The sequence below is a fragment of the Kitasatospora sp. NPDC004745 genome, from assembly GCF_042873275.1.
GTDB lineage: Bacteria > Actinomycetota > Actinomycetes > Streptomycetales > Streptomycetaceae > Kitasatospora.
In genome coordinates this window covers 12328-35224 of sequence record NZ_JBIALK010000011.1, presented here as the reverse complement: position 1 = coordinate 35224, position 22897 = coordinate 12328, and the positions used below count along the sequence as shown (strand labels likewise).

Sequence of the window (22897 nt, the reverse complement as noted above, 5' to 3'; positions counted from 1 at the left end):
TGCGCCATCCGGGCGACCGGGTCCGGGTCCGGTCGAAGGACCACGGGCCGCCGGGCCCAAGGTCCCGTCGGCCGCCGCCCTTCGCCCGCGGCCCCGGAGGCCCTCCGCCGCCTACGTTGTCCGTGGGCGAAGCAGTCCGGGCCCGGTCGGGCCCCGGAGCCGCCGTGCGCACCGCCGCGCCCGGACCGCCTCGACGACCGGCCGCCGCGCCGCCCCTCCGTCCGCCCGCCCCCGCGCCGCCGCGCGCCCGGGCCGGCGGCCGGGCCGGCCGCCCCCACCAGCAGTGACGACCAGCAGGGACGCCCGCGATGACCACCGCCCACCAGCTCCACGCGGAGGGGCTGCGCCACCACCTCGCACCCGGCCTGCGCGCCCTGGGACTGCGCGGGTGGCGCCGCACCTTCGCCCTGCCGGACGAGACCCACTGGCTGCTGCTGGGCGTGGTGGAACGCCCCTCCGCCGACCGGACCTCCTTCACCTTCGACCTCAGTGCCGTCCGCCGGGCCGACTGGGCCGCCGCCGGTCTCCCCGACCACCGGCCCGACCCGCGCACCCGGTACGGCCTGGAGGTCTGGCGGGCGCGGATCGGCGAGGTGCTGCCGGTCGGCGAGGACGTCTGGTGGCAGGTCCTGCCCGGGCCGCGCTGGCCGCTGGTGCTGGAGGACGCGGTCGCCGCCGTCCGCCGCTACGGCCTGCCGGAGCTGCGCCACCGGGCGGCGCGGGACCGGGACGGCACCGGAGAGGGCTACCTCTCCCGCGCCGGGCTGGAGGACGTCAACGCCGCCCTGCTGACCGCCTCGGTGGCCCGGGTGCAGCGCGCCGAGCTGATCGCCGGGGAGCTCGTCCTGACCGGCGCCTGGACCCGGGGCGACGCCGTCTCCCGGACCGTCCTGGAGGGCGTCGCGCGGGGCTTCCTCTCGGCCGGGGACGAGCGCTACCGCACCGTCCGCTGCCTGGACACCCGGGGTCGCGAACTGTGGGCCTTCCCCCACCGGGGTTAGGCCGTGTCGCGCGTGCCCGGGGGCTCGCTGCCGGGGCACGCCCCGCGGCCTCCCCGCACTCGGCGCACCCCGGGAAACCCGCAGGTCGGACGGGTCGTCACGGGCCGCACCATGACAGCTGTCACACGGATCCCGCAACGGACGGCACTGCTCTGACGGAGGGTCGGACGGAAAGACTGGAGGCACGACGCGGGCAGGGGCCCGCGGCCGCCGAGCCGGGGAGGAACCCACCGTGAGCCAGCCCGTCAACACCGCCGCCACCACCGCCACCACCGCCCCGGTCGCCGCCGCTCCCGCGGCCCGGGCCTCGAACCCGCTGCTCTCCGGGCTCCGCCCGCTCGCCCTCGACGTGGCCGCCCCGCTGGCCGGCTACTTCCTGCTCCACTCGGCCTGCGGCCTGAGCGAGTTCGCCGCGCTGGCCTGGAGCAGCACCATCCCGGCCGCCCGGACCGTCCTCGGCCTGCTGCGCGAGCGGCGGCTGAACCTGTGGGCCGCGCTGATGCTCACCGTCAACCTGGCCGGTCTGGCGCTCACCTTCGTCACCGGCGACGCCCGGCTGATGATCGCCAAGGACGGTGCGCTGAGCGGCACCGTGGCGCTGGCGATCCTCTTCTCGGGGCTGGTCGGCCGGTCGGTGATGACCCCGATGCTGATGCCCTTCGTCACCCGGGGCCGGGCGGACCGCACCGCCGCCTGGCACCGGCTGACCGGGGGTGCGGCGGCCGGCTCCCGGGCCTTCCGCCGCCACGAGCGGGTGTTCGCGGGGATCTGGGGCACCGCGCTGCTGGCCGAGTGCGCGGCCCGGGTGGTCGGCGCCTTCACCCTGCCGGTGTCGACCATGGCCTGGCTGTCCACCGTGTTCCTGGTCGGTGCGATCGCGGCCGGCTCGGTGCTCGGCCAGAGCGCCACCGACCCGATCGCCAAGCTGGTCATCGCCGAGGCCGAGGCCCCGACCGCCGCCTGACCGCCGCCCGACCCGGCCCCGACCCGGCCCCGACCCGGCCCCGGACCGCACCACCCGGCACCACCCGGCACCGCCCGCCGCGTCCTGAACGCCGGATGCCGGCGATCCGAACGCCGAGGAACCATCCGGATCTCCCGGGAGTCCTTACATAACGAGGGGGTAACGGGACCCCCGTCGAGGAATCGGGGAACCCCATGAGCCGGACGCGCGCGCTGACCACCGCCGAGGACCGCACCCTCGTCTGGGACGGCTGCCTGAACGTCCGCGACCTGGGCGGCCTGCCCACCGCCTCCGGCCGACCGACCGCCCGCGGGGCGATAGTCCGGGCGGACAACCTGGACCGCCTCACCGCCGAGGGCTGGGACGCCCTCCTCGACCACGGCGTCCGCACCGTGGTCGACCTGCGCAACACCGAGGAGTACAAGCCGCTCCTCCCGCTCCCCGAGGGCGTCGAGCTGATCCGGGTCCCGCTGGACGAACTGGCCGGCCCCGCCTGGTGGGAGGCCTACGGCCGACTGGACGGCACCCCGCTCGCGCTCCGCCCCTACCTGGACCACTGCCCGCACGCCGCCGCCGCGCTGGTCGCGGCCGTCGCCGGCGCCCGCCCCGGCGGCCTGGTCGTGCACTGCGGCGCCGGCCGCGACCGCACCGGCCTGGCGGCCCTGCTGCTGCTCGCCCTGGCCGGCGTCGAGCGGGCCGCGATCGTCGAGGACTACCTGATCAGCGGCCCCAACGTCCGGCCGCTGTACGGAATGCTGGGCCTCCCGGACCAGTACGACCGGATCGACGCGGTGCTCGCCGGGGCCGGCACCACCGCCGAGGCCGCCCTGGAGGCGGCGCTGAGCGACTTCGACCCGGCCGGCTACCTGCTCGCCGCCGGGGCCGCCCCCGCCGAGGTCGCCGCCGTCCGGGCCCGCCTGCTGCCCGCCGAGTAGCAGCCGCCCGGCGGACCGCGCCGCTTCCGCGACTCCGGAACCCCTCCCGCCTCATCGTCAACCGATGGTTGACGATGAGGCGTCGACAACCTACGGTTGACGCATGGAGAATTCCGTCGTTCCCAGCACCACTCCCCTGCGCCTCGACGACCTGATCGCCGCGATCAAGAAGGTCCACCCCGACGCGCTCGACCAGCTCTCCGACGCGGTCATCGCCGCCGACCACCTCGGTGACCTCGCCGACCACCTGATCGGCCACTTCGTGGACCAGGCCCGCCGCTCCGGCGCGTCCTGGACCGACATCGGCCGCAGCATGGGCGTCAGCAAGCAGGCCGCCCAGAAGCGCTTCGTCCCCAAGGACCCGGGCACTCCCTCCGACCTGGACCCGAACCAGGGCTTCAGCCGGTTCACCGACCGGGCCCGCAGCGTCGTGATGGCCTCCCAGGAGGAGGCCCGGCGGGCCGGGAACGCCGAGATCACCGCCGAACACGTGCTGCTCGGGCTGCTCGCCGAGCCCGAGGGCCTCGCGGTCAAGGCGCTCGCCGCCCAGGGCGTCGGCCCGGAGGCCGTCCGGACCGCGGCCACCGCCGCCCTGCCCGCGGCCGTCGCCGAGGTGCCGGCGCTCATCCCGTACGACGCGCAGGGCAAGAAGGTGCTGGAGCTGACCTTCCGCGAGGCGCTCAAGCTCGGACACAACTACGTCGGCACCGAGCACATCCTGCTGGCCCTGCTGGAGCTGGAGAACGGCGCCGGCGTGCTCGCCGGCCTGAGCGTCGACAAGTCCGAGGCGGAGACCTTCACCGCCGAGGCCGTCGCCGCCTTCATCGCCGCCCGGAACGCCGAGCAGGCGTGACCCGGACCGGCCCCCGGGCGGAACTCCCGCCCGGGGGCCGGCAGTCGGCCGCACGGGCCCGCCGGTGCGGCCCGCCGCGCCGCGCGGCGCCCGGCCCGGTCGCCGCGCTCCGCCGCGCTCCTCAGAAACCGGAGACGTGCGTGGTGACGATCCGGACCCGGCCGTCGACGGACGCCTCCAGAGCCGCCCGCAGCCGGGCCGAACGGGCCGGCCCGAGCAGCTCCAGGGCCTCGTCCAGCGGCGCCCAGCGGTGCTCGTCCAGCTCACCGGCCGGCACGGTCACCGGGGTGCCGTCCGGGACGGTGCCGAAGTCGAACATCAAGTGCTCGGCCGGGTGGTCGAGTTCGGCCGAGGGATGGGTCCAGGAGATCGCCAGCAGGGCGCCGGCCTCCTTCACGATGCCGGTCTCCTCCTCCAACTCCCGTACGGCGCACTCGACCGGGCCCTCGCCGAGGTCGATCGTCCCGCCCGGGAACTGCCAGTGCTCGCGGTACCCGGCCTTCACGATCAGGATCCGGCCGGAGTCGTCGCGCAGCAGGCAGCCGGCCGCGGCGTAGATCCGGGGCAGCGAGGCCAACCACTCCTCGCGGGACTTCAAGGGCTCAGCCGTCACTGCGGTCCTCCTCGGGCACGGGGCTTTCGGACCGCCTACTCTGCCACCACCCGCCCGCCGGCCCGGTGGCCCGGTGGGCCGACGGGCAGCGGCGGGGGCCGTGCCGGTCAGCCGCGCGCGGCGAGGTGCTCGACCAGCCGGTCGAAGCTGGAGTCGAGGCCCGCCCGGGCCTCCGGGCCGCAGTACATCGCGGGCACCTCGGTCTGGTGCAGGACCACCTCGGTGCGGCCGTCACCGAGGTCCCGGAAGGTCAGCGTGGAGCTCATGCCGACGCCCTCCTCGACCAGGGCGATCAGCTCGCCCGGGCGGATGTCGGTGATCCGGCTGCGCATCGGGTACTCGTCGCCGGTCGCGTCGATGGTCAGGGTGCTGTCGTAACGCCCGCCCACCCGCGGCTCGATGGTCACGGTGGACGGCTCGACGTGCGTGCCGACCGGGCCCCAGAAGCGGACGAACTGCTCGGGCTCGACGTAGGCGCGGAAGGCGGCGTCCGGAGTGGCCGGCAGCTCCCGGGTGATGGTCAGCTCGCTCGGGTTCTCGGTCATGGTGTCGGTCCTCTTCCTCGTCACGGCGCCCTCGGTGGCGCTTCCACAGGGGTGGACCGGGGCCGCGCCGCGAACTCATCGCTCCCCGCGGAACTTTCTTCGGGGAGGCCTCGCACGGCGCCCGGAGACCCTTCGGCCGGGCCGGCCCGGCCGGAACTTCCGCGCACACCGATGAGCCGGGGCCGCCGGACCGGTCCAAGCAGCATGGAGAACACCCGGAACACCCCGGCCGACCGGCCGGACCGAGCCCTGGTCTGCGACCTCGGCGCCCTGGACGCGCCCGACCTGGCCGTCGTCGACGCCCTGGCCCGGCTCCGGCTCGCCGCCGGACGCCACGGCGTGGGCGTGGTGCTGCGGAACGCCGGCGGCCCGCTGCGCGAACTGCTCGCGTTCAGCGGGCTCGCGGCGCTGCTGCCGGCGGCCGCCGACCCGCCCTGCCTGACGGCGCTACTCGGCGTCCAGCCGGGGCGGGAGGCCGAACAGCGGGAAGAGCACGTCGGTGTCCAGGAAGTTGGTGAACCCGGTGATCCGGCCCGCTGACACCTCCGGCACGATCAGCGCCCACGGCTCGTGCCCGCCGGCCGGACTCGGCCGGTACTGGGCGAAGGCCGGGCCGCCGTTGGCGGTGACCGGGAGCAGCCGGGAGCCGCGGCAGCCGTGGCCGGGCCCGAGCATCCAGGCCCGGATCTCCTCCCGCCCGCACAGCCACATCGCGAACGGCGGCATGTTGAGCGTGACGTCCTCGTGCAGCAGCGCGGCCAGGCCGTCCATGTCGTAGGCCTCGAAGGCGCGGACGTAGCGGTCCAGCAGCGCGCGGTGGTCGTCGTCCAGGTCCGGCGCCGGACGGGCGGCCGCGTCCCCGGCGAGCACGCCGCGGGCCCGCTGCAGCGCGCTGTTCACCGACGCCACCGTCACGCCGAGCAGTTCGGCCACCTCGGCGGCCTTCCAGCCGAGCACCTCGCGCAGGATCAGCACGGCCCGCTGCCGGGGCGCGAGCCGTTGCAGGACGGCGACGAAGGCCAGCTTCACCGACTCCCGCTGGGCGGCCACTTCGGCCGGGTCCCCCGTCTCGGGCAGCACCCTGCCGTCCGGCGCGGGGCCGATCCAGGTCGCCTCGGGCAGCTGGGTCTCGCTCGCCGTCGCCACCGTGACGGGCCCGGCGAGGTCCATCGGACGGGCCCGGTTCCGGCGGCCGTTCAGTGCGTCCAGGCAGACGTTGGTGGCGATCCGGTACAGCCAGGAGCGCAGCGCGGCCCGGCCCTCGAAGCCCCGGTGACCGCGCCAGGCGCGGACCATCGTCTCCTGCACCGCGTCCTCGGCCTCGAAGACCGAGCCGAGCATGCGGTAGCAGTAGCCCGTCAGCTCCGTCCGGTACCGCTCCAGCTGGAGCTCGACCGGCTCCTCCGTGATCACGTCGGCCATGGTGTGCCCCCGTCCTCCCGCCCCGCACTGCTCGATCGCGTCGAAGGTACCCCGGGCCACCGACAGCCGGCCCGGCGGACGGCGGGGGCGGTGCGGGCCCGGGAGGGACGGCGGGGGCGGCCGGGGCCTGACGGCTCCGCCCGCCCCCGGCCGCGGGGCGTCGCCGCGGTTCAGTGCGCGGAGTGCTTCTCCGCACCGCGGTGCCGGTGGCCCTTGAGCTCGGCGTGCATCGCCGGGGCCCCGTGCGGCGCCGAGGTGGCGGTGTCGCGCCCGCCGTGCCGGAAGGCGTCGGGGGCGGTGTACCCGGTGGTGGCGGAGGACGCGGCCCCGCCGCCCGACCGCGGCGCGAGCCTGCTCGGTGGGTTCGCCATGCCCCGGCGCTCCAGCAGTTCCTGGGTGCCCTGGCGGAGCTTGGCGGTACTGCCCGGGGTTCGCTTGGTCATCGTCGGCCTCCCTTCGGCGGTCACCGGCCGGACGGATGTCGGCCAGGGGCCGCACGGGCGTCTTGTCCGGATTTTATCCGGATCGTCCCCGACCGCCACCGGGAGCGGGCGGCGGGCGGGCCTTGGGCGGCGGGCGGGGCGGGGCGCCCCGCTGCGGCTCAGCCCATCACCTCGTGGACGAAGCACCACCGCCAGTCCTCGCCCGGCTCGAAGGAGCGGATCACCGGGTGCGAGGTGTCGTGGAAGTGCGCGGTGGCGTGCCGCTGCGGCGAGAAGTCGCAGCAGCCGACGTGCCCGCAGTCCAGACAGATCCGCAGGTGCACCCAGTCCCGGCGGTCCTGGGCCAGGCAGTCGGCGCAGCCGCCGGCCGGCGGGAGGGGCGCGATGTCCTGGGGTGCCGCGGCGAGGTCTTCGCAGGCGCTCATGCTGGCAGGGTAGTGACGGCGCCCGCCCGGCGGGCCGGGGACACACCCGTCCGGGTGAACCGCCAGGGTGGCCCTGCCGGACCCCCGGTCCGGCGGACCGGGGAGGACCAGGGCCCTGGGTGGACCGCGGCGGGCCGCGCAGAGTGGACGGCGCCCACCCGAACACCCCGTCCAGGAGCCACCGTGAACCACCCCGGCCTCGCCGCCCGCACCGCCGTCGTCACCGGAGCCGCCAGCGGCATGGGTGCCGCCACCGCCCGACTGCTCGCCGCCGGCGGCGCCCGGGTCGCGCTGCTCGCCCGCCGCACCGACCGGATCGACGCCCTCGCCGCCGAGCTCGCCGCCGCCGGCGGGCAGGCCCTCGCCGTCACCGCCGACGTCACCGACCAGGCCTCCGTGGACGCCGCCGCCCGGGCCGTCCACGCCGCCTACGGGCCGGTCGACCTGGTGGTCAACAACGCCGGGGTGATGCTGCCCAACCCGCTCGCCGACGGCCGGATCGACGAGTGGACCCGGATGGTCGACACCAACCTCACCGGCGCCCTGCGGATCGTCCGCGCCTTCAGCGCCGACCTCACCGCGGCCGCCGCCGAGGGCCGCACCGCCGACCTCGTCAACGTCTCCTCGATCGCCTCGCACGTCGTCTTCCCCGACTACGCCGTCTACGGCGCCACCAAGGCCGCGCTCACCCAGCTCTCCGCCGCCCTGCGCAGCGAGCTCGGCCCGCGCGACGTGCGGGTCAGCGCGGTCGAGCCCGGGCTGACCGACACCGAGCTCGGCGGCCACATCGACAACCCCGACCTGCGCGAGCAGCTCGGCGGGATGTTCGCCGCCATACCGGCGCTGACCGCCGAGGACGTCGCCGACCTGATCGCCTACACCGTCAGCCGCCCCCGGCACGTCAACCTGCGCCACCTCGTCGCCCTGCCGACCCGGCAGGCCTGACCGGCGGGCGGCCCGGCGGCGGCCGGCGGAAGCGGCCCGGCCGCGCCTGCCCCGCGGCCGGGCGGAAGCCGGCTTCCGGTCCCGGACGGCACGGATGGCGTGGGACCATGCCACCCGTGGCGATCGTGACGGGGAGTACGAGCGGCGACACCGGCGGGGGCACGACCGCCGAGGCGCCCACAGCAGCGCGCCGGGGCATACCCGGACGCACCGGCGGCGGCCGGAGCCGGGCGGTGTCCGAGTCGGGCCGGATCCGGCAGCCCGTCGCCCTGATCCGGCTCCTCACCGGGCTCCTCGCCGTCGCCGTCACCCTGCTGCTCGCCGACTACGCCCGCGCCACCACCGGTGGCATCGCCGCCGACGTCGCCGAGGCCGCCGCCCTGGTGCCCCGGCCGCTCGCCCACCTGGCCAACGGCCTCACCACCGCCGCGGTCCTCCTGCTGCCGGTCGTCCTCGCCGCCCGCCGCCTGCTCGGCCCGGACCGGCGACGCGCCCTGCAGCAGGTCTCCGACGGCCTGCTCGCCGCCGTCCTCGCCTACGGCGCCACCCTCGGCGTCGACCTGTGGGCCGACGCGCACGCCCCGCCCTCCCTGCTGGCCGCGCTCACCCAGCCGCTGCCCGACGGCGTCCCGGGCCACACCGAGCCCGTCTACGGGTACCTCGCCCCCGTCCTCGCCTTCATGACGGCCTCCGGCAGCCGCGAACGCCGCGCCCCCTGGGCCGTCCTCGCCGTCTCCGGCCTCGCCGGGCTCGCCGGCGGCTACGCCACCCCCACCGCCCTCCTGCTCGGCCTGCTGCTCGGCTGGACCGGTGCCCACGGCACCCTCTACGCCGTCGGTACCCCCGACCCGCTGCCCGGCCCGCGGGAGATCCTGCGCGCCCTGCGCGAGAGCGGTCTGCGCCCCACCGGGGCCCGAGCCGTGGCACCCGACCACCACCTGGTCCACCAGGCCGACGGCAGGCCCGACCTCGACGTCCTGCTGCTCGAGCGCCAGGCCGTCACCGCCGCCGCCGTGCAACGCGCCTGGCGCCGCCTGCGGCTGCGCACCGCCCCGCACCCGCGGGCCCTGCGCTCGCCCCGCACCGGCCTCGAGCACGAGGCGCTCGTCACCTACGCGGCACTCGCCGCCGGCGTCCGCACCCGCCGCATCGCGGCCACCGCCGGGCTCGGCCACGACACCGCGCTGATCGCCTACGAGCACCTCCCCGGACGCACCCTCGACCAGCTCGCCGAGCCGGAGATCACCGACGAGCTGCTCGCCGAGGCCTGGCGGCAGCTCGCCCGGCTGCAGCGCCGGGAGATCGCCCACCGGGCCCTCGTGCCGTCCTCCCTGCTCGTCGACGACGACGGCGCGGTGCACCTCGTCGACTTCGCCGACGGCGACATCGCGGCCAGCGAACTCGTCCTGCACTGCGACATCGCCCAGCTGCTCACCACCCTGGCGCTGCGCACCGGCGCCGCCCGCTCCGTCCGCAGCGCCATCGCCGTCCTCGGGCCCGACCCGGTCGCCGCCGCCCTCCCGCTGCTCCAGCCGATCGCCCTGGCCCTGCCCACCCGGCAGGCCCTGAAGCAGGCCGACCGGGCCGGGGCGGGGCCAGCCCCGGCCGCCGCGGAGACGGACGCCGGGGACGGGCCGGCGCCGGCCGCGGCCGGCAGCGGGCTGCTGGACGCCATCCGGGCCGAGGTGCTGCGGGCCCGGCCGCAGGCGGTGGGCCGGCCGGTGCGGCTGGAGCGGCTGCGGCCGCGGACCCTGCTGGCGGTGGTCGGCGGGGTGGTGGCCGGGTGGCTGCTGATCCCGCAGCTGTTCGCCGCCGAGGACAACCCGATCGCGGCGGTGGCGGACGCCGACCCGGCCTGGCTGGCGCTGGCGCTGGTCGCGGCCGCGGCGAGCCACGTGACGGCCGCGATGGGGTTCGTCGGGTTCGTGCCGGAGCGGCTGGACTTCCGCAACGCGGTGCTGGCCCAGCTGGCCGGCGCGTTCGTGAAGCTGGTGTCGCCCGGGGGCGTCGGCGGCGTGGCACTGAACACCCGGCTGCTGCAGCGGGCCGGGATCCCCACCGCGCAGGCGCTGTCCAGCGTCGGGGTGGGGCAGCTGATGGGCCTGGTGCTGCACCTGCTGCAGCTGGGCGCCTTCGTCTACCTGCTGGACCTGCAGCCGGGCGGTTCGGAGCTGGACGCGCTGCCCGCGGTGGTCGGCGGGCTCGCCGGGGCGGCGGCCCTGCTGGCGCTGGTGTCGGCCGTCCCGGCGGCCCGGCGCTGGCTGGTGGCCCGGTTGCGGCCGCTGACCGCGGAGGTGCTGCCCCGGCTGCTGGACCTGCTGCGCAGCCCGACCCGGCTGGCGGTCGGCCTGACCGGCCAGCTGCTGGTGTCGATCTGCCTGATCGCCTGCCTGTACTGCTGCACCCGGGCGATCGGCCGGGCCCCCTCGTTCGCCTCGGTGGCGGTGGTGTTCCTGGTGGGCAACGCCGCGGGCAACGTCGCGCCGACCCCGGGCGGGGCCGGCGCGGTGGACGGCGCGCTGATCACGCTGCTGCAGCAGACCGCGTCGATGGAGAAGGGCGGCGCGATGGCGGCGGTGGCGATGTTCCGCCTGCTGACGCTGATCCTGCCGGTGCTGCCGGGGTGGGCGGCGATGACCTGGCTGCAGCGCCGCAAGGCACTGTAGGGCCCGTAGCCGCCCGTCTCGCCAGGCCCGGCTACTCGCGGTACTCGTCCTCGTCGAGCTGGACGACCCGGCTCTGCTCGGCGGCGTCCGCGACGTCGGTGGCGGGGTCGGCGCCGAGGGCCCGCCGCTCGGCGACCTCGTCGTACTCGTCCCCCTCGGCCGCGTCGTCGTCGGGCTCGACGGTCTCGACCGTCTCGTCGATCAGGTAGTCCTCGTGATTCTGCGGCATGGCGTCCTTCCTCACTGTTCGTTCGGAGGCTCCCACGGGGCCCGGATGGCGGTACTCGCAGTATCCGCCGCCGGACGGCCGGACGCGAAGCCCCGGGCGGTCCGGCGTGTTGCCGGGGCGGCCGGGCGGGCCGGGGCCGGCCCGCGGAGCAGGGGGTCGAGCGGCCGCCGGGAGGGGTGCGCCGCGCACCCGGGGCCGCCGCCACGACGGTGCACGGCACCACCGGCGGCCCGGGGCGCACCGGCGCCGGGGTACCGGCCCCCCGCGGGCGGGCCGCGGGCGGAACGCGCCGCAGGCCGCCGGGGGTACGATCGGTGCCGTACCAAGGGCTTACCCACACCCACCCGGTGGCCCCGAGGCCCTTACGAACGACGGGGAAAGCATGTCCGGCTCGCACTACTTCACCGGTGCACCCGAGGTCGCCAGCGAGCGCCGGCCGATCACGGTCTCCCTCCCGGACCTCACCCTCGAACTGACCACCGACGCCGGGGTCTTCTCCCGCAGCCGGCTCGACCCGGGCACCCGGATCCTGCTGGAGCACGCCCCGCCGCCGCGGGTGCGCGGCCCGATCCTGGACGTCGGCTGCGGCTACGGCCCGATCGCGCTGACCTGGGCGAGCCGGCGCAAGCGCCTCCCGGTCTGGGCGGTGGACGTGAACGAGCGCGCGCTGGAGCTGGTGCGGCTGAACGCCGGGGCGCTCGGCCTGGGCAACGTCCAGGCGGCGCTGCCGGACGACGTCCCGGAGGACGTGCGGTTCGCCACGATCTACTCCAACCCGCCGATCCGCATCGGCAAGGCCGCGCTGCGCGGGCTGCTCACGCACTGGCTCGGCCGGCTGACGCCGGACGGCTCGGCGTTCCTGGTGGTGCAGAAGCACCTGGGGTCGGACTCGCTGCAGAAGTGGCTGAACGACCAGGGCTACCCGACCACCCGCGTCGCGTCGGTCAACGGGTTCCGGATTCTGGAAGCACGGCCCCGCCCGGAGGCGGGCGAGGGGCCGGAGAGTGGACGGGGAACGTCGTCGTGAAGCAGTTGCGCGGGACCGAACTGAAGCGCCTGCACCGCTCGTGGCGGCGCAGCAACGAGTTCCGGCTCGCGATCATCCTGGAGAACCTGCAGTCGCCGTTCAACGTCGGCTCGGTGGTCCGGACCGGCGCGGCGATGGGTGCCGAGAAGCTGTACCTGACCGGGGACACCCCGTCGGTGCGCTCCTCGGGCGCGCAGAAGGCCGCGATGGGCACCGACAAGTACCTCAAGGTGGAGCACTTCCCGACGGTCGCCGAGGCGGTGGCGGCGGCGAAGGCGGACGGCTTCAAGGTGGTCGGCCTGGAGCTGGCGGACGAGGCGGTGCCGATGTTCGCCGCCGAGCTGACCCCGGCGGTGGCCTTCGTGCTCGGGCACGAGGACCGCGGGATCACGCCCGAGGCGCTCGCGCTCTGCGACCAGGTCGTGTTCGTGCCGCAGCTGGGCCGGGTCGGCTCGCTGAACGTCTCGGCGGCCGCGACGGTGGCCTGCTACGAGGCCCGCCGCCAGGGCTACGCGATCAGCGGCACCCCGGACGGCGGCGACCTCGGCGGAGACCTCGGCGACGACGAGTAGCACCGAGCGGATCATCGTCACACCCCCGGAGGGGCGGGCCGGAAGGCCCGCCCCTCCGTCGTCGTGCCCGGCCGCGATCCGCCGGCCCGGCCCCGGCCCGCGCCCTCCCGCGGCGGCCGTCGGAGCGGGTGGTCAGCGCAGCGTCAGCTAAGCGTCAGCGCGTCACGCGACTGTAGTTGGCATGACGTCGATCACGGCAGTCTCCAGCTGTCTTCCCGACACCATCCCGATCGCCCGCTTCCAACAGGAACTCCAGCTGACGGATGTGCAGCTCCGGCGCTACCAGCGCTTCTACGGGCTCGCCGAGGTGTGCCGCGACCCCGCGGCGACCGAGACCGAGCTGCTGCTGCGCGCCGCCACCAAGCTGGTCGAGCTGCGGGGACAGGAACAGCGCGTCAAGTACGTCCTGCAGGCCCGGACCATGCCGTCGCCGCTGCCGTACCCGATGACCTCGCTGCAGCCGATCCAGGCCGAACTCGGCCTGGAGCACGCCGCGGGGTTCGTCGTCTCGCACCACGCGTGCGCCTCCGGGCTGCTCGCGCTGGACATGGCCGGCACCCTGCTGGCCGCCGACCCGGACCCGGACGCGCTCGCCCTGGTCCTGGCCGGGGAGAAGGCGTGCACCACCCAGACGCAGTCCATCCCGGACGTCACCGTCATGGGCGAGGGGACGGTGGCCTTCCTGGTCAGCGCGGACCGCACCGGATCCGACCGCATGATCGGCTACGCGACCCGCACCCACACCCAGTTCGGCGACGAGTTCATCATGGGCGACGCCGCCGCCAAGGAGTTCCAGGACCTGTACGGGCCGGGGCTCTGCGAGGTGATCGGCGCCGCCCTGGAGGAGGCCGACTGCCACCTGGACGAGTTGGCGCTGGTGCTGCCGCACAACGTCAACCGGCTGTCCTGGATCGGCGTGTGCAAGGCGCTCGGACTGCCGCTCGAGAAGGTCTTCCTCGACCTGATCGGCGAGACCGGGCACTGCTTCTGCGCCGACCCCTTCATCAACCTGCAGAAGGCCACCGAGCTGGGGCGGCTGCGCCCCGGCGACCGCTACCTGATGACCAGCGTGGGGCTCGGAGCGACCTTCGCCGCCATGGTCTTCGAGCACTGAGGGCCGCCAGGCCCTGAGCCCGCCGCGCCGCGCCGCCCGAGCGGGCGCACACGAGAAATGACGAGGTCGACATGCATCTACCGTCCTCCGGCTTCAGCGCGCGCCTCAAGCGCGCCGTGACCGGCTCCGCGGACACCCCGCTGGTGTTCCTGGGCAACTTCGAGGTGGAGAACCACTGGGCGATCGGTGAGCCCGCGCTGCCCCGGGTCGCCTCGCACGCGGGCAGCGCGGTGGTGAACCGGATGGACGAGTTCGCGCTGCTGCTCGGCGGCAAGGACGACCACGTCGTGCTGAAGACCCCGCTGGACGAGGGCTACCGCGGCTACCTGGAGGGCCTCGGGCTGGAACTGCCCACCGTCCACGTGGTGGCCGGCCAGGACCCGCAGCGCACCGTCAGCGAGGACGCCCTCGCCGACCCGGCGCTGCTGCGCGCGCTGTCCGCCGTCGCCGCCGAGGGCGCCCGGCTGACCGCGCACGGCATCTCCGCCGTGGAGGAGGAGCTGTCCGAGCGCACCGGGCTGGCGCTGGGCGCCCCGTCCGCCGCGGTCTGCAAGAAGGTCAACAGCAAGGTCTACAGCCGCCGGCTCTCCGACGAGCTGGGCATCCGGCAGGCCCGCGGCTGGGCCTGCGAGACGCTGGAGGAGCTGGCCGGGGCGGTCGCCGCGGCCACCGAACTGCTCGAAGCCGGCCGCAAGGTGGTGCTGAAGGACGCGTTCGGCGTGTCCGGCAAGGGCATCGTCGTGCTGGACAGCGCGGCCCGGCTGGCCCGGCTGCACCGGATGGCCGTCCAGCAGGCAGAGAAGGCCGCGAAGGCCGAGGGCGGCGCGCCGCGCACCGCGCTGGTGATCGAGGAGTGGGTCGCCAAGCGCTGCGACCTCAACTACCAGTTCACGGTCGGCCGGGACGGCTCCACGCACTTCGACTTCGTCAAGGAGCTGCTCACCGAGGGCGGCGTGCACAAGGGCCACCGGATCCCGGCCCGGCTGACCGACGGCCAGGTCGCCGAGATCGCCGCGACCGCGCTGCGGCTGGGCGAGCGGCTCGCCGCCGACGGCTACTACGGCGTGGTCGGCGTCGACGCGATGGTCGACCCGGACGAGGGCCTGTACCCGGTCATCGAGATCAACGCCCGCAACAACATGTCCACGTACCAGAACGTGGTGCACGAGGGCGGCCTGGCCGGGGCCGAGGAGGTCGCCGTCGCCCGGCACTTCCCGCTGCGGCTGACCCGCCCGCTGCCCTTCGCCGAGCTCGCGGAGCTCCTGGACGGGCTGCTGCTGACCGAGCGGGGCCCGCGGCCGCGCGGCCTGTTCGTGAACAACTACGCCACGGTGAACGCCGCCGCGGGCACCGGCGCGGACGGCTTCGAGGGCCGGCTGTACGGCGTGCTCGTCGGCGCCTCCGACGAGGAGATCGAGGCGATCGACACCGACATCACCCGCCGCCTCGCGGCGCATTCGGAAGGGAGCTGACCGTGAGCGTCGCATTCGAGGTCCAGGGCCTCGGGATCACCGGGCTCGCCGAGGAGTTCGGCACCCCGCTCTACCTGTACGACGGCGAGGAGATCACCACCCGCTTCCAGGGGCTGCGCGAGTCGCTGCACCCGGCGCTGGAGATCTTCTACTCGCTCAAGGCCAACCCCAACATCTCCGTCTGCGCGCTGCTGCACGACCTGGGCTCGCGCGCCGAGGTGTCCTCGCTGACCGAGCTGGTCACCGCCCGCCGGGCCGGCGTCGCGCCGCAGGACATCATCTTCCTCGGCCCCGGCAAGAGCCGCGGCGAGGTGGCGGCCTGCCTGGACGAGGACATCCACGCCATCGTCTGCGAGTCGATCGGCGAGCTGGACCTGATCGACGAGGTGGCCCGGGAGCGCGGGATCACCGCCCGGGTCGCGCTGCGGGTCAACCCGAGCTTCTCGGTGAAGGGCTCCGGCCTGACCATGGGCGGCAAGCCCCGCCAGTTCGGCACCGACGAGGAGCTGCTGCTGGCCGAGGGCAAGGACCTCGCCACCCGCTACCCCAACATCCGGCTGATGGGCGTCCAGGTCTACCTGGGCACCCGGATCCTGATCGAGGAGTCGGTCGTCGAGAACACCCGCCGGATCCTGGAGCTGGCCGAGCGCCTCTCCACCGAGCTGGGCTTCCCGCTGGAGACCGTCGACGTCGGCGGCGGCCTGGGCATCGCCTACTTCGACAACGAGAAGGACCTCGACGTCGCGGAGCTGACCGCCGGGCTGAACCCGCTGATCGCGGACTTCCGCGAGCGGCACCCCGACACCCGCATGATCATGGAGCTGGGCCGCTTCCTGGTCGCCGCCTCCGGCACCTACGTGACCCGGGTGCGCTACACCAAAACCTCAATGGGCGAGAACTTCGCGGTCACCGACGGCGGCACCAACCACCACATGGCGGCGGTCGGCATCGGCTCGTACGTCAAGCGCAACTTCCCGATGGTCGCGCTGGAGCGGATGGACGAACCGGCCACCGAGCCCTGGCACATCACCGGGCCGCTCTGCACGCCGAACGACGTGATCGGCAAGAAGGTGCCGATGCCGGCGCTGCGGGCCGGCGAGCTGGTCGGGGTGCAGCGCTCCGGCGCGTACGGGCCGACCGCCTCGCCGGTGCACTTCCTCAGCCACGGCTACCCGGCCGAGGTCCTCGTCCTGGACGGGCGGGCGCACCTGATCCGGGAGCGCGACGACGTCGAGGCGATGCTCGGCCGCCAGCGGCTCTACGCCGCCGGCGACGACCAGAACTGACCACCCGCCGGCCGACCGACGGCCGGGACCGGACCGAGGAGAACAGCATGACCGAGACCACCGCCACCGACGCCAAGTACGTCGACGCCGTCCGCAAGGGCCTGTCCGAGGTCCTCAACAAGGACGTCTCCGACGCGGCCGAGAGCGTCCGCCTCTTCGACGAGCTGGGCCTGGACTCCAGCAGCGCGCTCGAACTGCTCATCACGATCGAGGAGATCCTCGACGTGCAGTTCGACGCCGACGAGCTGGACATGACCCACTTCGAGACCGTGGGTTCGCTGGCCGGCTTCGTCGCCGCGGAAGCGAGCGCCTAAGCATGTTCCGCGCGAGTGCGCCCGTACGGCGCCCCGTCCCGGTCGGCGCGGACGGCCCGGCCGGACCGGCCCTGGCGACGGCGGCCCTGCCCCGGCTCGTCCGGGCGGCCGCCCACGTGCCGCCGGGGCCGGGCGCACCGTACCGGCCGGAGGGCGCGCGGGAGGAGTTCTACCGCGAGCTCGGGGCGCTCTACGGGGCGGACTTCGACCGCGGCCAGTTCGCCGCCTCGGGGCGGCGCACCTCGGTGGAACTGGCCTACGGCGCGCTCGACGCGCTGGGGCCGCTGACCCCCGAGGAGTGCCCCGAGGTGGTGGTGGTCGCCTACGCCGCGCCGGACTTCGACCACGCCGAACTGGTCGCCTCCTGCGTGAAGCGGCGGCTGCCCGGCGAGCCGCTCTCCTTCGCGCTGTCCGACCAGGGCGTCCTGGCCCCGTTCAGCGCGCTGCGGGTGGCCGTGGAGTACGCCCGGCGCTGCGGCTGGTCGCGGCTGCTGCTGCTGGTCGTGGACCAGGGCACCCAGCCGTTCCCGCTGCCCGCGACCGGGCAGTCCGCCGTCCACGCGGACGCCGCGGTCGCCCTGCTGCTGCACTGGGACGGCGGCGACGCCGCCCTGGGCGGGGCCGCCCAGGGCCTCCCCGAGCCGGGGCTGTTCGCCGACTGGGACGACCGGGCGTCGGTGGTGGCCGGCGCCGGCCTCTCCGACGCCGGCGCTGAACTTCCGGCGCACGACGGGACGTTGATCAGGGTGGCGGACGGGCAGCCCGCCACCGGCGGCTGGGCCGCCCTGCTCGCCGTCACCGACCGGGACCGCCCGGTGGTGGTGGCCGACTACGACCGGGAGCGCGGCCTCCTGGCCTACTGCACGCTCGACACGGGGGAGCTGAGGGTCCGATGACGGTTCCGGCCGAGGTGCGCGAGCACTGGCGGGAGGCACGGACGAGTGCCCGCAACGACGGACTCGTCCCGGCGCTGACCCTGCTCTCCCGCGCGCTGTCCCCCGGGGTGGCCCCGCGCGGCCCGCGCGGACACGCCGTGGTCCCGCGCGAACTGCTCGGGGACCTCCCCGAGTTCGACGAGGAGGAGGACGGGGACGGGGGTGCGGACCCGGTGCCGGGACTCGCCGTCCTCGGCCCCGCCGCCACCCCGCCGGCCCCGGCCGGCCCGGACTCCCACGACTGGGGCACCGGGCTCGCCTGGCTGCGGCTCGGCGCGTCCGAGCGGCTGCGCGAGGCCTGCACCGCCTACCTCGCGGCCCGCCAGGTCGAGGGCACCTCGCTGCTGCTGCAGCAGCTGGTCAAGGGGGCGCTCGCCGACGTGCTGATCGACCACCTCGAGATCGAGGGCGTCCTCGACGACCTCGCCGAGGGCGTCGCCCCGGACTCCCCGCTCGCCCCCGTGCTGCCGCTGGACGCCGCGGCCCTGGCCCGGCTCCAGGCCCAGATCACCCAGGCGGACCGGGCGCTGCTGCGGCTGCTCGGCGCCCACGGCTTCACCGCCGACGGGCCGGGCCGGACGGCGTACGCCTCCGAGCTGCTCGCCGACGTCTACTGCGGCTGGCCGGGCCCCGCCGGGGTCCCCGCCACGAACGCCACCTCCCGGAAGGACAACGCGTGACCAGCCTGCCGGCCTCGCTCGACACCACGCACCGGTACGTGCGGCGGTGGGCCGACGACCTGCGGGCGGGCGCGCTCGAACTCGACCGGGACCCGGAGGCCGTCCACCGCTTCCTGGACCTCCCCGCGGTGCGCTTCCTGGCCGGGCACCAGGTGCCGCCGGACTGGGACCGCGCGTCCGCCGAGGCCGGGGCCGGCCCGGCGCACGGCCTGGCCACCCTGGAGCGCGTCCTGGTCAGCGAGGAACTGGCGCGCGGCGACGCCGGGATGATGCTCGGCTCGCCCGGAGCCTCGATGTGCGGGGTCCTGCTGAGCGTGCTCGGCAGCCAGGCGCAGAAGGACTGGGTGTACGGCCGGCTCGCCGAGCGCCCCCGCTGGACCTGCTTCGCCCTCACCGAGCCCGAGCGCGGCTCGGCCATCGGCGAGATGACCACCACGCTGACCCCGGTCGGCGACGGCTCGTACCTCCTGGACGGCGAGAAGCGCTACGTCGGCAACGCCGCCCGCGCCGACCTGGGCGCGGTGTTCGCCCGCGTCGCGGGCACCGAGCGGCTCGGCGTGCTGGCCGTCCTGGTGGACACCGCCGACCCGGGCTTCCGGGCCGAGCCGCTGCCCACCCTCGGACTGCGCGGCGTCCAGCTGACCCGGATCACCCTCGACCGGGTGCACGTGCCGGCCGAGCGGGTGCTCGGCACGCACCTGCCACCGACCCGGCGCGGGATGTGGAGCATCGTCTCGGTCTTCAACCAGCTCCGCCCCAGCGTGGCCGCGATCGCCCTCGGCATCGCCCGCGCCGCGCACGACTACGTCGCCGAGAACCGCAAGGAGCTGCGCGGGGCGGAGCGCGAGCTGTTCGAGTCGCTCGGCCGGCGGATCGACGCCGCACGGGGGTTGACCTACCGCGCGGCCCTCGCGGTGGACCGCCGGCCGGCCGCCGGACACCTCTCCTCCGCGGCGAAGGCCCGCGCCTGCGAACTCGCCGAGGACGTGACGATGAGCGCACTCGGATTCTTCGGACCGGGTGCGCGGCTGGATCATCCGCTCCTCGACAAACTCGCCCGCGACGCAAGGGGCGTGGAGTTCATGGAGGGGACACGGAACATCCAGAAGCTCAATCTGTTCCAGGGGCTGCACACCGGAAAGGTGGGCCGGTTCTGAACAGGACCGAACAGTCCTCCGCTCGGGATTCGGTCGAGATCTGGAGGATTCCGTTGAACGGCGCGCGCCGCCCCGGGGACCGGGGCGGCGGCGCCGCGCCGGACGACCCGGACGGCTACCCGCCGCACCTGGAGGAGCTGCTCGACGAGCAGGAGCGGGCGCGCGCCCGGGCCGGGCGGCTGCCCGGCCTGCGGCGCCGTTTCGTGATCGCGCACGCCGCCACCCGGATCGTCCTCGGCGAGCGCCTCGGGCTCCCCCCGGACGGGCTGCGCTTCACCCGCGGACCGTGGGGCAAGCCCGCCGTCGCGGGGGCGGACGGGCTGCACTTCAGCCTCTCCCACTCGGGCGAGACCGCCCTGCTCGCGCTGGCTGCGCGGCCGGTCGGGGTGGACGTCGAGCTGGCCCGCCCGGACCTCGACGTCGACCGGCTGGCCGGACGCTTCTTCCCCCCGGAGGAGCGGGCCGCGGTGGCCGCCGGCGGGCAGCCGGTCTTCACCCGGCTGTGGACCAGGAAGGAGGCCTGTGTGAAGGCCTCCGGCGGCAGACTCACCCAGGGCATGGGGATCCCCGTCGCCCACCCCGGCCGGGAGGCCGCCGTGTACGCACGCTCCGGGCCGTTGCCCGGTCCGTGGAGAGTCGTCGATCTGCCGCTGCCCGGGGGATACGCGGGGTCCGTCGCACTGACCGGCGACGGGCCCTTTAACGTGTCCCGGCGGATGTGGTATCAAATTCCGCCTGGGGAATCCGGTGTCGACACTCTCCCACCGGTACTCGCGTCGAGCCCCGAGTCGGTTCTCGACGAGGCTGTCAAGTAGAAGAAACTCCCCCTCGAATCGTCGAAGTTGTACCCGTGATCATGCGCCGGAGCGTCACTAGATTCAGGGACGCGAGCAAACGTCGCACCGCACCGGCCGGACTCGGAAGTCAGGCCCGTGGCCGATCCGGGCATTTCTTCTGAGGAGGGGAACGTGATCGTGGAAGGCAGGAACGTGATCACCAGGGCCGCTCGGTGGAGCGCCGTCCACCCCTGGTGGGCGATAACGCTCTGGGTGGTGTTCGTCGTGGGGGCCCTGGTGGTCGGCGGCGTCACGGGCACCCGGCAGGCCACCACCTCCGACCTCTCCATCGGGCAGTCCGGCCGGGCGGCCGAGATCGCCCGCAGCGGCGGTCTGCAGGAGCGCGCGGTGGAGAACGTCCTCATCACCCCGTGGGGCGGTGGGCAGCTCGACCCGGTCCGGGCCGGGGCGGCCGCCTCGGACGCCGCCCGCGACCTGCGCGACGTGCCCGGCATCAGCGCCGTGGACGAGCCGGTGTCCGCCCCGGACGGCTCGGCGATGCTCGTCCCGGTGACCCTGGACGGGGATCCGGAGACCGCCTCCGACCGGGTGCAGCCGATCATCGACGCCGTGGCGAGGACCCACGAGTCGCACACCGACCTGCGGATGGAGCTGGTCGGCGCCGGGTCGATCAAGGCCGGGCTGAACGAGATGCTGAGCAAGGACCTCGGCAAGGCCACCGTGCTGAGCCTGCCGGTGACCCTGCTCGTCATGGTCTTCGTCTTCGGTGCGATCGTCGCCGCGAGCGTCCCGGTCGTGCTCGGCCTGTCCTCGGTGCTCGCCGGGCTCGGCCTGTGGGGGGTGGCCTCCCAGCTGGTGCCCGACCCGGGGCCGGTGACCCACGTCATCGTGCTGATGGGGATGGCCATCGGGGTCGACTACTCGCTGTTCTACCTCAAGCGCCAGCGCGAGGAACGGGCCCTGGGCGCCAACAACATCGACGCCATCGAGATCGCGGCCGCCACCTCCGGGCACTCGGTGCTGGTGTCCGGCGTGGTCGTCATGATCTCGATGGGGGCGCTCTACCTCGCCGGTCACATCGCCTTCGAGTCGATGGCCACCGGCGCGGTGCTGGTGGTCGGGATCGCGATCATCTCCTCGCTGACCGTCCTGCCGGCCATGCTCTCCCGGTTCGGCCGCTTCCTGGACGCCCCCCGGGTGCCGCTGGTGTGGCGGCTCACCCAGGCCGGCGGGGTGAAGCCGCGGCTCTGGTCGACGATGCTCAAGCCCTCGCTGCGCCACCCGGTGATCGCGCTGGTGCTCTCGGTCGGCGCCCTGCTCCTGCTCGCGGTGCCGGCCCTCGGCCTGAAGCTCAAGGCCACCGGGATCGACGACCTGCCCCGCTCGATCCCGGCGATGCAGGCCAACGAGCGGCTGACCAGGTCGTTCCCGAGCCCGGCGGACACCCACACCGTCGCGGTGAAGGTCCCGGACGGCAAGGCCTGGGAGCTGGCCACCGCGGTGACCGCGCTGGTCGACCTCACCTCCCGGGACGACCTCTTCGTGCACTCCCCCGCCCCGGTGGTGCGCACCTCGCAGAGCGGGACGGTGGCCACCGTGGCGATCGGCACCCGGTTCGACAGCGGCTCCCCGGAGGCCCGCGCCTCGCTCGCCCGGCTGCGCGAGGACCTCGCCCCGCAGACCCTCGGCGCGATCGCCGGCGCCCAGTTCGCGGTCGGCGGCAGCGACGTCGCCTTCGACGTCGACTACCGGGCGAACGTGATGCGCAAGATGCCCTGGGTGCTCGGGGTGGCCCTGGTGCTGACCTTCCTGGTGATGACCGCGGCCTTCCGCTCGGTGATGCTGGCACTGATCACCGTGGTGCTCAACGTGCTGTCCGCGGCGGCCTCCTTCGGCCTGCTCGCGCTGATCTTCCAGCACACCTGGGCGGAGGACCTGCTGCACTTCGAGTCCACCGGCCGGGTGGTCGCCTGGCTGCCGCTGATGCTCTTCGTGATCCTGCTCGGCCTCTCGATGGACTACCACGTGTTCGTGGTCAGCCGGATCCGGGAGGCGGCCCGCGGCGGACTGTCCGTCAAGGAGGCCGTGGAGCAGGGGATCACCCGCACCGCCGGGGTGGTGACCAGCGCCGCGGTGGTGATGGTCTGCGTGTTCGCCCTGCTGGCCTCGCTGAACTTCATCGAGATGAAGCAGATGGGGGTCGGCATGGCCTGCGCGGTGCTGCTCGACGCCACGGTGATCCGGATCGTCGTGCTGCCGGCCGTGGTCACCCTGCTCGGCTGGAAGACCTGGTGGCCCTCGCGGCTGGCCCGCCAGACCACCACCCGCACCCCGCGGATCCCCGCCATCGTGGCGGCCGCCGCGGCGGCCTCGGCGGCCCGGACGACACTTCCGTAACACCGGAACCACCCGTACCGGCCGGGGGGAAGGGCTATCCTTCCCCCCGGCCGTTTTCGTGCGCATACCCGTCTGATAACGGCCATGACAAGGTGTTTGACTCCA

Annotated in this window: 24 protein-coding genes; 18 read left to right on the top strand and 6 right to left on the bottom strand. The window is 74.9% G+C overall.

The window, feature by feature from the left end:
• Positions 1–308 precede the first annotated feature (308 nt).
• The 4 genes from ACFYUY_RS19415 to ACFYUY_RS19400 all read left to right on the top strand — a co-directional run bounded on the left by ACFYUY_RS19415 (position 309) and on the right by ACFYUY_RS19400 (position 3753).
• The gene (locus ACFYUY_RS19415) at positions 309–1001 is read left to right on the top strand and encodes a hypothetical protein (protein ID WP_387901939.1); all 693 of its coding nucleotides are present in this window, start codon (positions 309–311) and stop codon (positions 999–1001) included.
• A gap of 232 nt (positions 1002–1233) precedes the next feature.
• Entirely contained in the window at positions 1234–1965 is a 732-nt protein-coding gene (locus tag ACFYUY_RS19410; RefSeq protein WP_387901936.1) for a VC0807 family protein, read from the top strand.
• 194 nt (positions 1966–2159) lie between these two features.
• Positions 2160–2900 (top strand): tyrosine-protein phosphatase, encoded by a 741-nt coding sequence (locus ACFYUY_RS19405; protein WP_360211177.1) that lies wholly within the window; start codon positions 2160–2162, stop codon positions 2898–2900.
• 103 nt (positions 2901–3003) lie between these two features.
• Positions 3004–3753: a Clp protease N-terminal domain-containing protein gene (locus tag ACFYUY_RS19400; RefSeq protein ID WP_360211175.1), complete on the top strand. Its 750-nt coding sequence runs from the start codon at positions 3004–3006 to the stop codon at positions 3751–3753.
• Positions 3754–3874: 121 nt separating this feature from the next.
• Here ACFYUY_RS19400 and ACFYUY_RS19395 read toward each other — a convergent pair whose 3' ends face one another.
• Positions 3875–4366, bottom strand: a complete 492-nt coding sequence (locus ACFYUY_RS19395; RefSeq protein WP_360211173.1) for an NUDIX hydrolase — start codon at positions 4364–4366, stop codon at positions 3875–3877.
• Between the two features lie 107 nt (positions 4367–4473).
• Complete coding sequence (locus ACFYUY_RS19390) at positions 4474–4911, bottom strand: SRPBCC domain-containing protein (RefSeq protein WP_360211171.1); 438 nt, start codon at positions 4909–4911, stop codon at positions 4474–4476.
• 204 nt (positions 4912–5115) lie between these two features.
• Here ACFYUY_RS19390 and ACFYUY_RS19385 point away from each other — a divergent pair, with 204 nt between their 5' ends.
• Positions 5116–5451 carry an STAS domain-containing protein gene (locus ACFYUY_RS19385; RefSeq protein WP_387901931.1) on the top strand — a complete coding sequence of 112 codons (336 nt, stop codon included), beginning with the start codon at positions 5116–5118 and terminating at the stop codon, positions 5449–5451.
• Here the strand turns inward: ACFYUY_RS19385 and ACFYUY_RS19380 are convergent.
• The 3 genes from ACFYUY_RS19380 to ACFYUY_RS19370 form a co-directional block, all read right to left on the bottom strand.
• Positions 5359–6333 (bottom strand): sigma-70 family RNA polymerase sigma factor, encoded by a 975-nt coding sequence (locus ACFYUY_RS19380; protein WP_387901928.1) that lies wholly within the window; start codon positions 6331–6333, stop codon positions 5359–5361. The genes ACFYUY_RS19385 and ACFYUY_RS19380 overlap by 93 nt on opposite strands.
• A gap of 170 nt (positions 6334–6503) precedes the next feature.
• The gene (locus tag ACFYUY_RS19375) at positions 6504–6776 is read right to left on the bottom strand and encodes a hypothetical protein (RefSeq protein WP_387901925.1); all 273 of its coding nucleotides are present in this window, start codon (positions 6774–6776) and stop codon (positions 6504–6506) included.
• Positions 6777–6934: 158 nt separating this feature from the next.
• Positions 6935–7201 carry a UBP-type zinc finger domain-containing protein gene (locus tag ACFYUY_RS19370; protein WP_360211163.1) on the bottom strand — a complete coding sequence of 89 codons (267 nt, stop codon included), beginning with the start codon at positions 7199–7201 and terminating at the stop codon, positions 6935–6937.
• A gap of 240 nt (positions 7202–7441) precedes the next feature.
• Between ACFYUY_RS19370 and ACFYUY_RS19365 the strand changes: the two genes are divergently transcribed.
• Positions 7442–8146: an SDR family oxidoreductase gene (locus ACFYUY_RS19365; RefSeq protein ID WP_387902133.1), complete on the top strand. Its 705-nt coding sequence runs from the start codon at positions 7442–7444 to the stop codon at positions 8144–8146.
• Positions 8147–8262: 116 nt separating this feature from the next.
• Entirely contained in the window at positions 8263–10812 is a 2550-nt protein-coding gene (locus tag ACFYUY_RS19360) for a lysylphosphatidylglycerol synthase domain-containing protein (protein ID WP_360211159.1), read from the top strand.
• Between the two features lie 31 nt (positions 10813–10843).
• Here ACFYUY_RS19360 and ACFYUY_RS19355 read toward each other — a convergent pair whose 3' ends face one another.
• The gene (locus ACFYUY_RS19355) at positions 10844–11041 is read right to left on the bottom strand and encodes a hypothetical protein (RefSeq protein ID WP_360211157.1); all 198 of its coding nucleotides are present in this window, start codon (positions 11039–11041) and stop codon (positions 10844–10846) included.
• Between the two features lie 382 nt (positions 11042–11423).
• Here ACFYUY_RS19355 and ACFYUY_RS19350 point away from each other — a divergent pair, with 382 nt between their 5' ends.
• The 11 genes from ACFYUY_RS19350 to ACFYUY_RS19300 all read left to right on the top strand — a co-directional run bounded on the left by ACFYUY_RS19350 (position 11424) and on the right by ACFYUY_RS19300 (position 22792).
• Positions 11424–12068, top strand: a complete 645-nt coding sequence (locus ACFYUY_RS19350) for a methyltransferase (RefSeq protein WP_360211155.1) — start codon at positions 11424–11426, stop codon at positions 12066–12068.
• Complete coding sequence (locus ACFYUY_RS19345) at positions 12065–12640, top strand: TrmH family RNA methyltransferase (RefSeq protein ID WP_360211153.1); 576 nt, start codon at positions 12065–12067, stop codon at positions 12638–12640. Before ACFYUY_RS19350 ends, ACFYUY_RS19345 begins: the two co-directional genes overlap by 4 nt.
• 181 nt (positions 12641–12821) lie before the next feature.
• Positions 12822–13754 (top strand): 3-oxoacyl-[acyl-carrier-protein] synthase III C-terminal domain-containing protein, encoded by a 933-nt coding sequence (locus tag ACFYUY_RS19340; RefSeq protein ID WP_387901920.1) that lies wholly within the window; start codon positions 12822–12824, stop codon positions 13752–13754.
• 71 nt (positions 13755–13825) lie between these two features.
• Positions 13826–15226 carry a hypothetical protein gene (locus tag ACFYUY_RS19335; RefSeq protein WP_360211149.1) on the top strand — a complete coding sequence of 467 codons (1401 nt, stop codon included), beginning with the start codon at positions 13826–13828 and terminating at the stop codon, positions 15224–15226.
• Positions 15227–15228: 2 nt separating this feature from the next.
• Positions 15229–16512 (top strand): type III PLP-dependent enzyme, encoded by a 1284-nt coding sequence (locus ACFYUY_RS19330; RefSeq protein WP_360211147.1) that lies wholly within the window; start codon positions 15229–15231, stop codon positions 16510–16512.
• A 47-nt stretch (positions 16513–16559) separates the two neighbouring features.
• On the top strand, positions 16560–16826 hold the full coding sequence (locus ACFYUY_RS19325; RefSeq protein WP_387901917.1) for an acyl carrier protein: 267 nt from the start codon (positions 16560–16562) through the stop codon (positions 16824–16826).
• Positions 16827–16828: 2 nt separating this feature from the next.
• Positions 16829–17722 carry a hypothetical protein gene (locus ACFYUY_RS19320; protein ID WP_387901914.1) on the top strand — a complete coding sequence of 298 codons (894 nt, stop codon included), beginning with the start codon at positions 16829–16831 and terminating at the stop codon, positions 17720–17722.
• Entirely contained in the window at positions 17719–18441 is a 723-nt protein-coding gene (locus tag ACFYUY_RS19315; protein WP_387901911.1) for a hypothetical protein, read from the top strand. The genes ACFYUY_RS19320 and ACFYUY_RS19315 overlap by 4 nt, the downstream gene beginning before the upstream one ends.
• Positions 18438–19598 carry an acyl-CoA dehydrogenase family protein gene (locus tag ACFYUY_RS19310; protein ID WP_360211139.1) on the top strand — a complete coding sequence of 387 codons (1161 nt, stop codon included), beginning with the start codon at positions 18438–18440 and terminating at the stop codon, positions 19596–19598. The genes ACFYUY_RS19315 and ACFYUY_RS19310 overlap by 4 nt, the downstream gene beginning before the upstream one ends.
• A gap of 53 nt (positions 19599–19651) precedes the next feature.
• Positions 19652–20413 (top strand): 4'-phosphopantetheinyl transferase family protein, encoded by a 762-nt coding sequence (locus ACFYUY_RS19305; protein ID WP_387901907.1) that lies wholly within the window; start codon positions 19652–19654, stop codon positions 20411–20413.
• Between the two features lie 153 nt (positions 20414–20566).
• Positions 20567–22792, top strand: a complete 2226-nt coding sequence (locus tag ACFYUY_RS19300; RefSeq protein ID WP_360211135.1) for an MMPL family transporter — start codon at positions 20567–20569, stop codon at positions 22790–22792.
• The last annotated feature ends 105 nt before the right edge of the window (positions 22793–22897 follow it).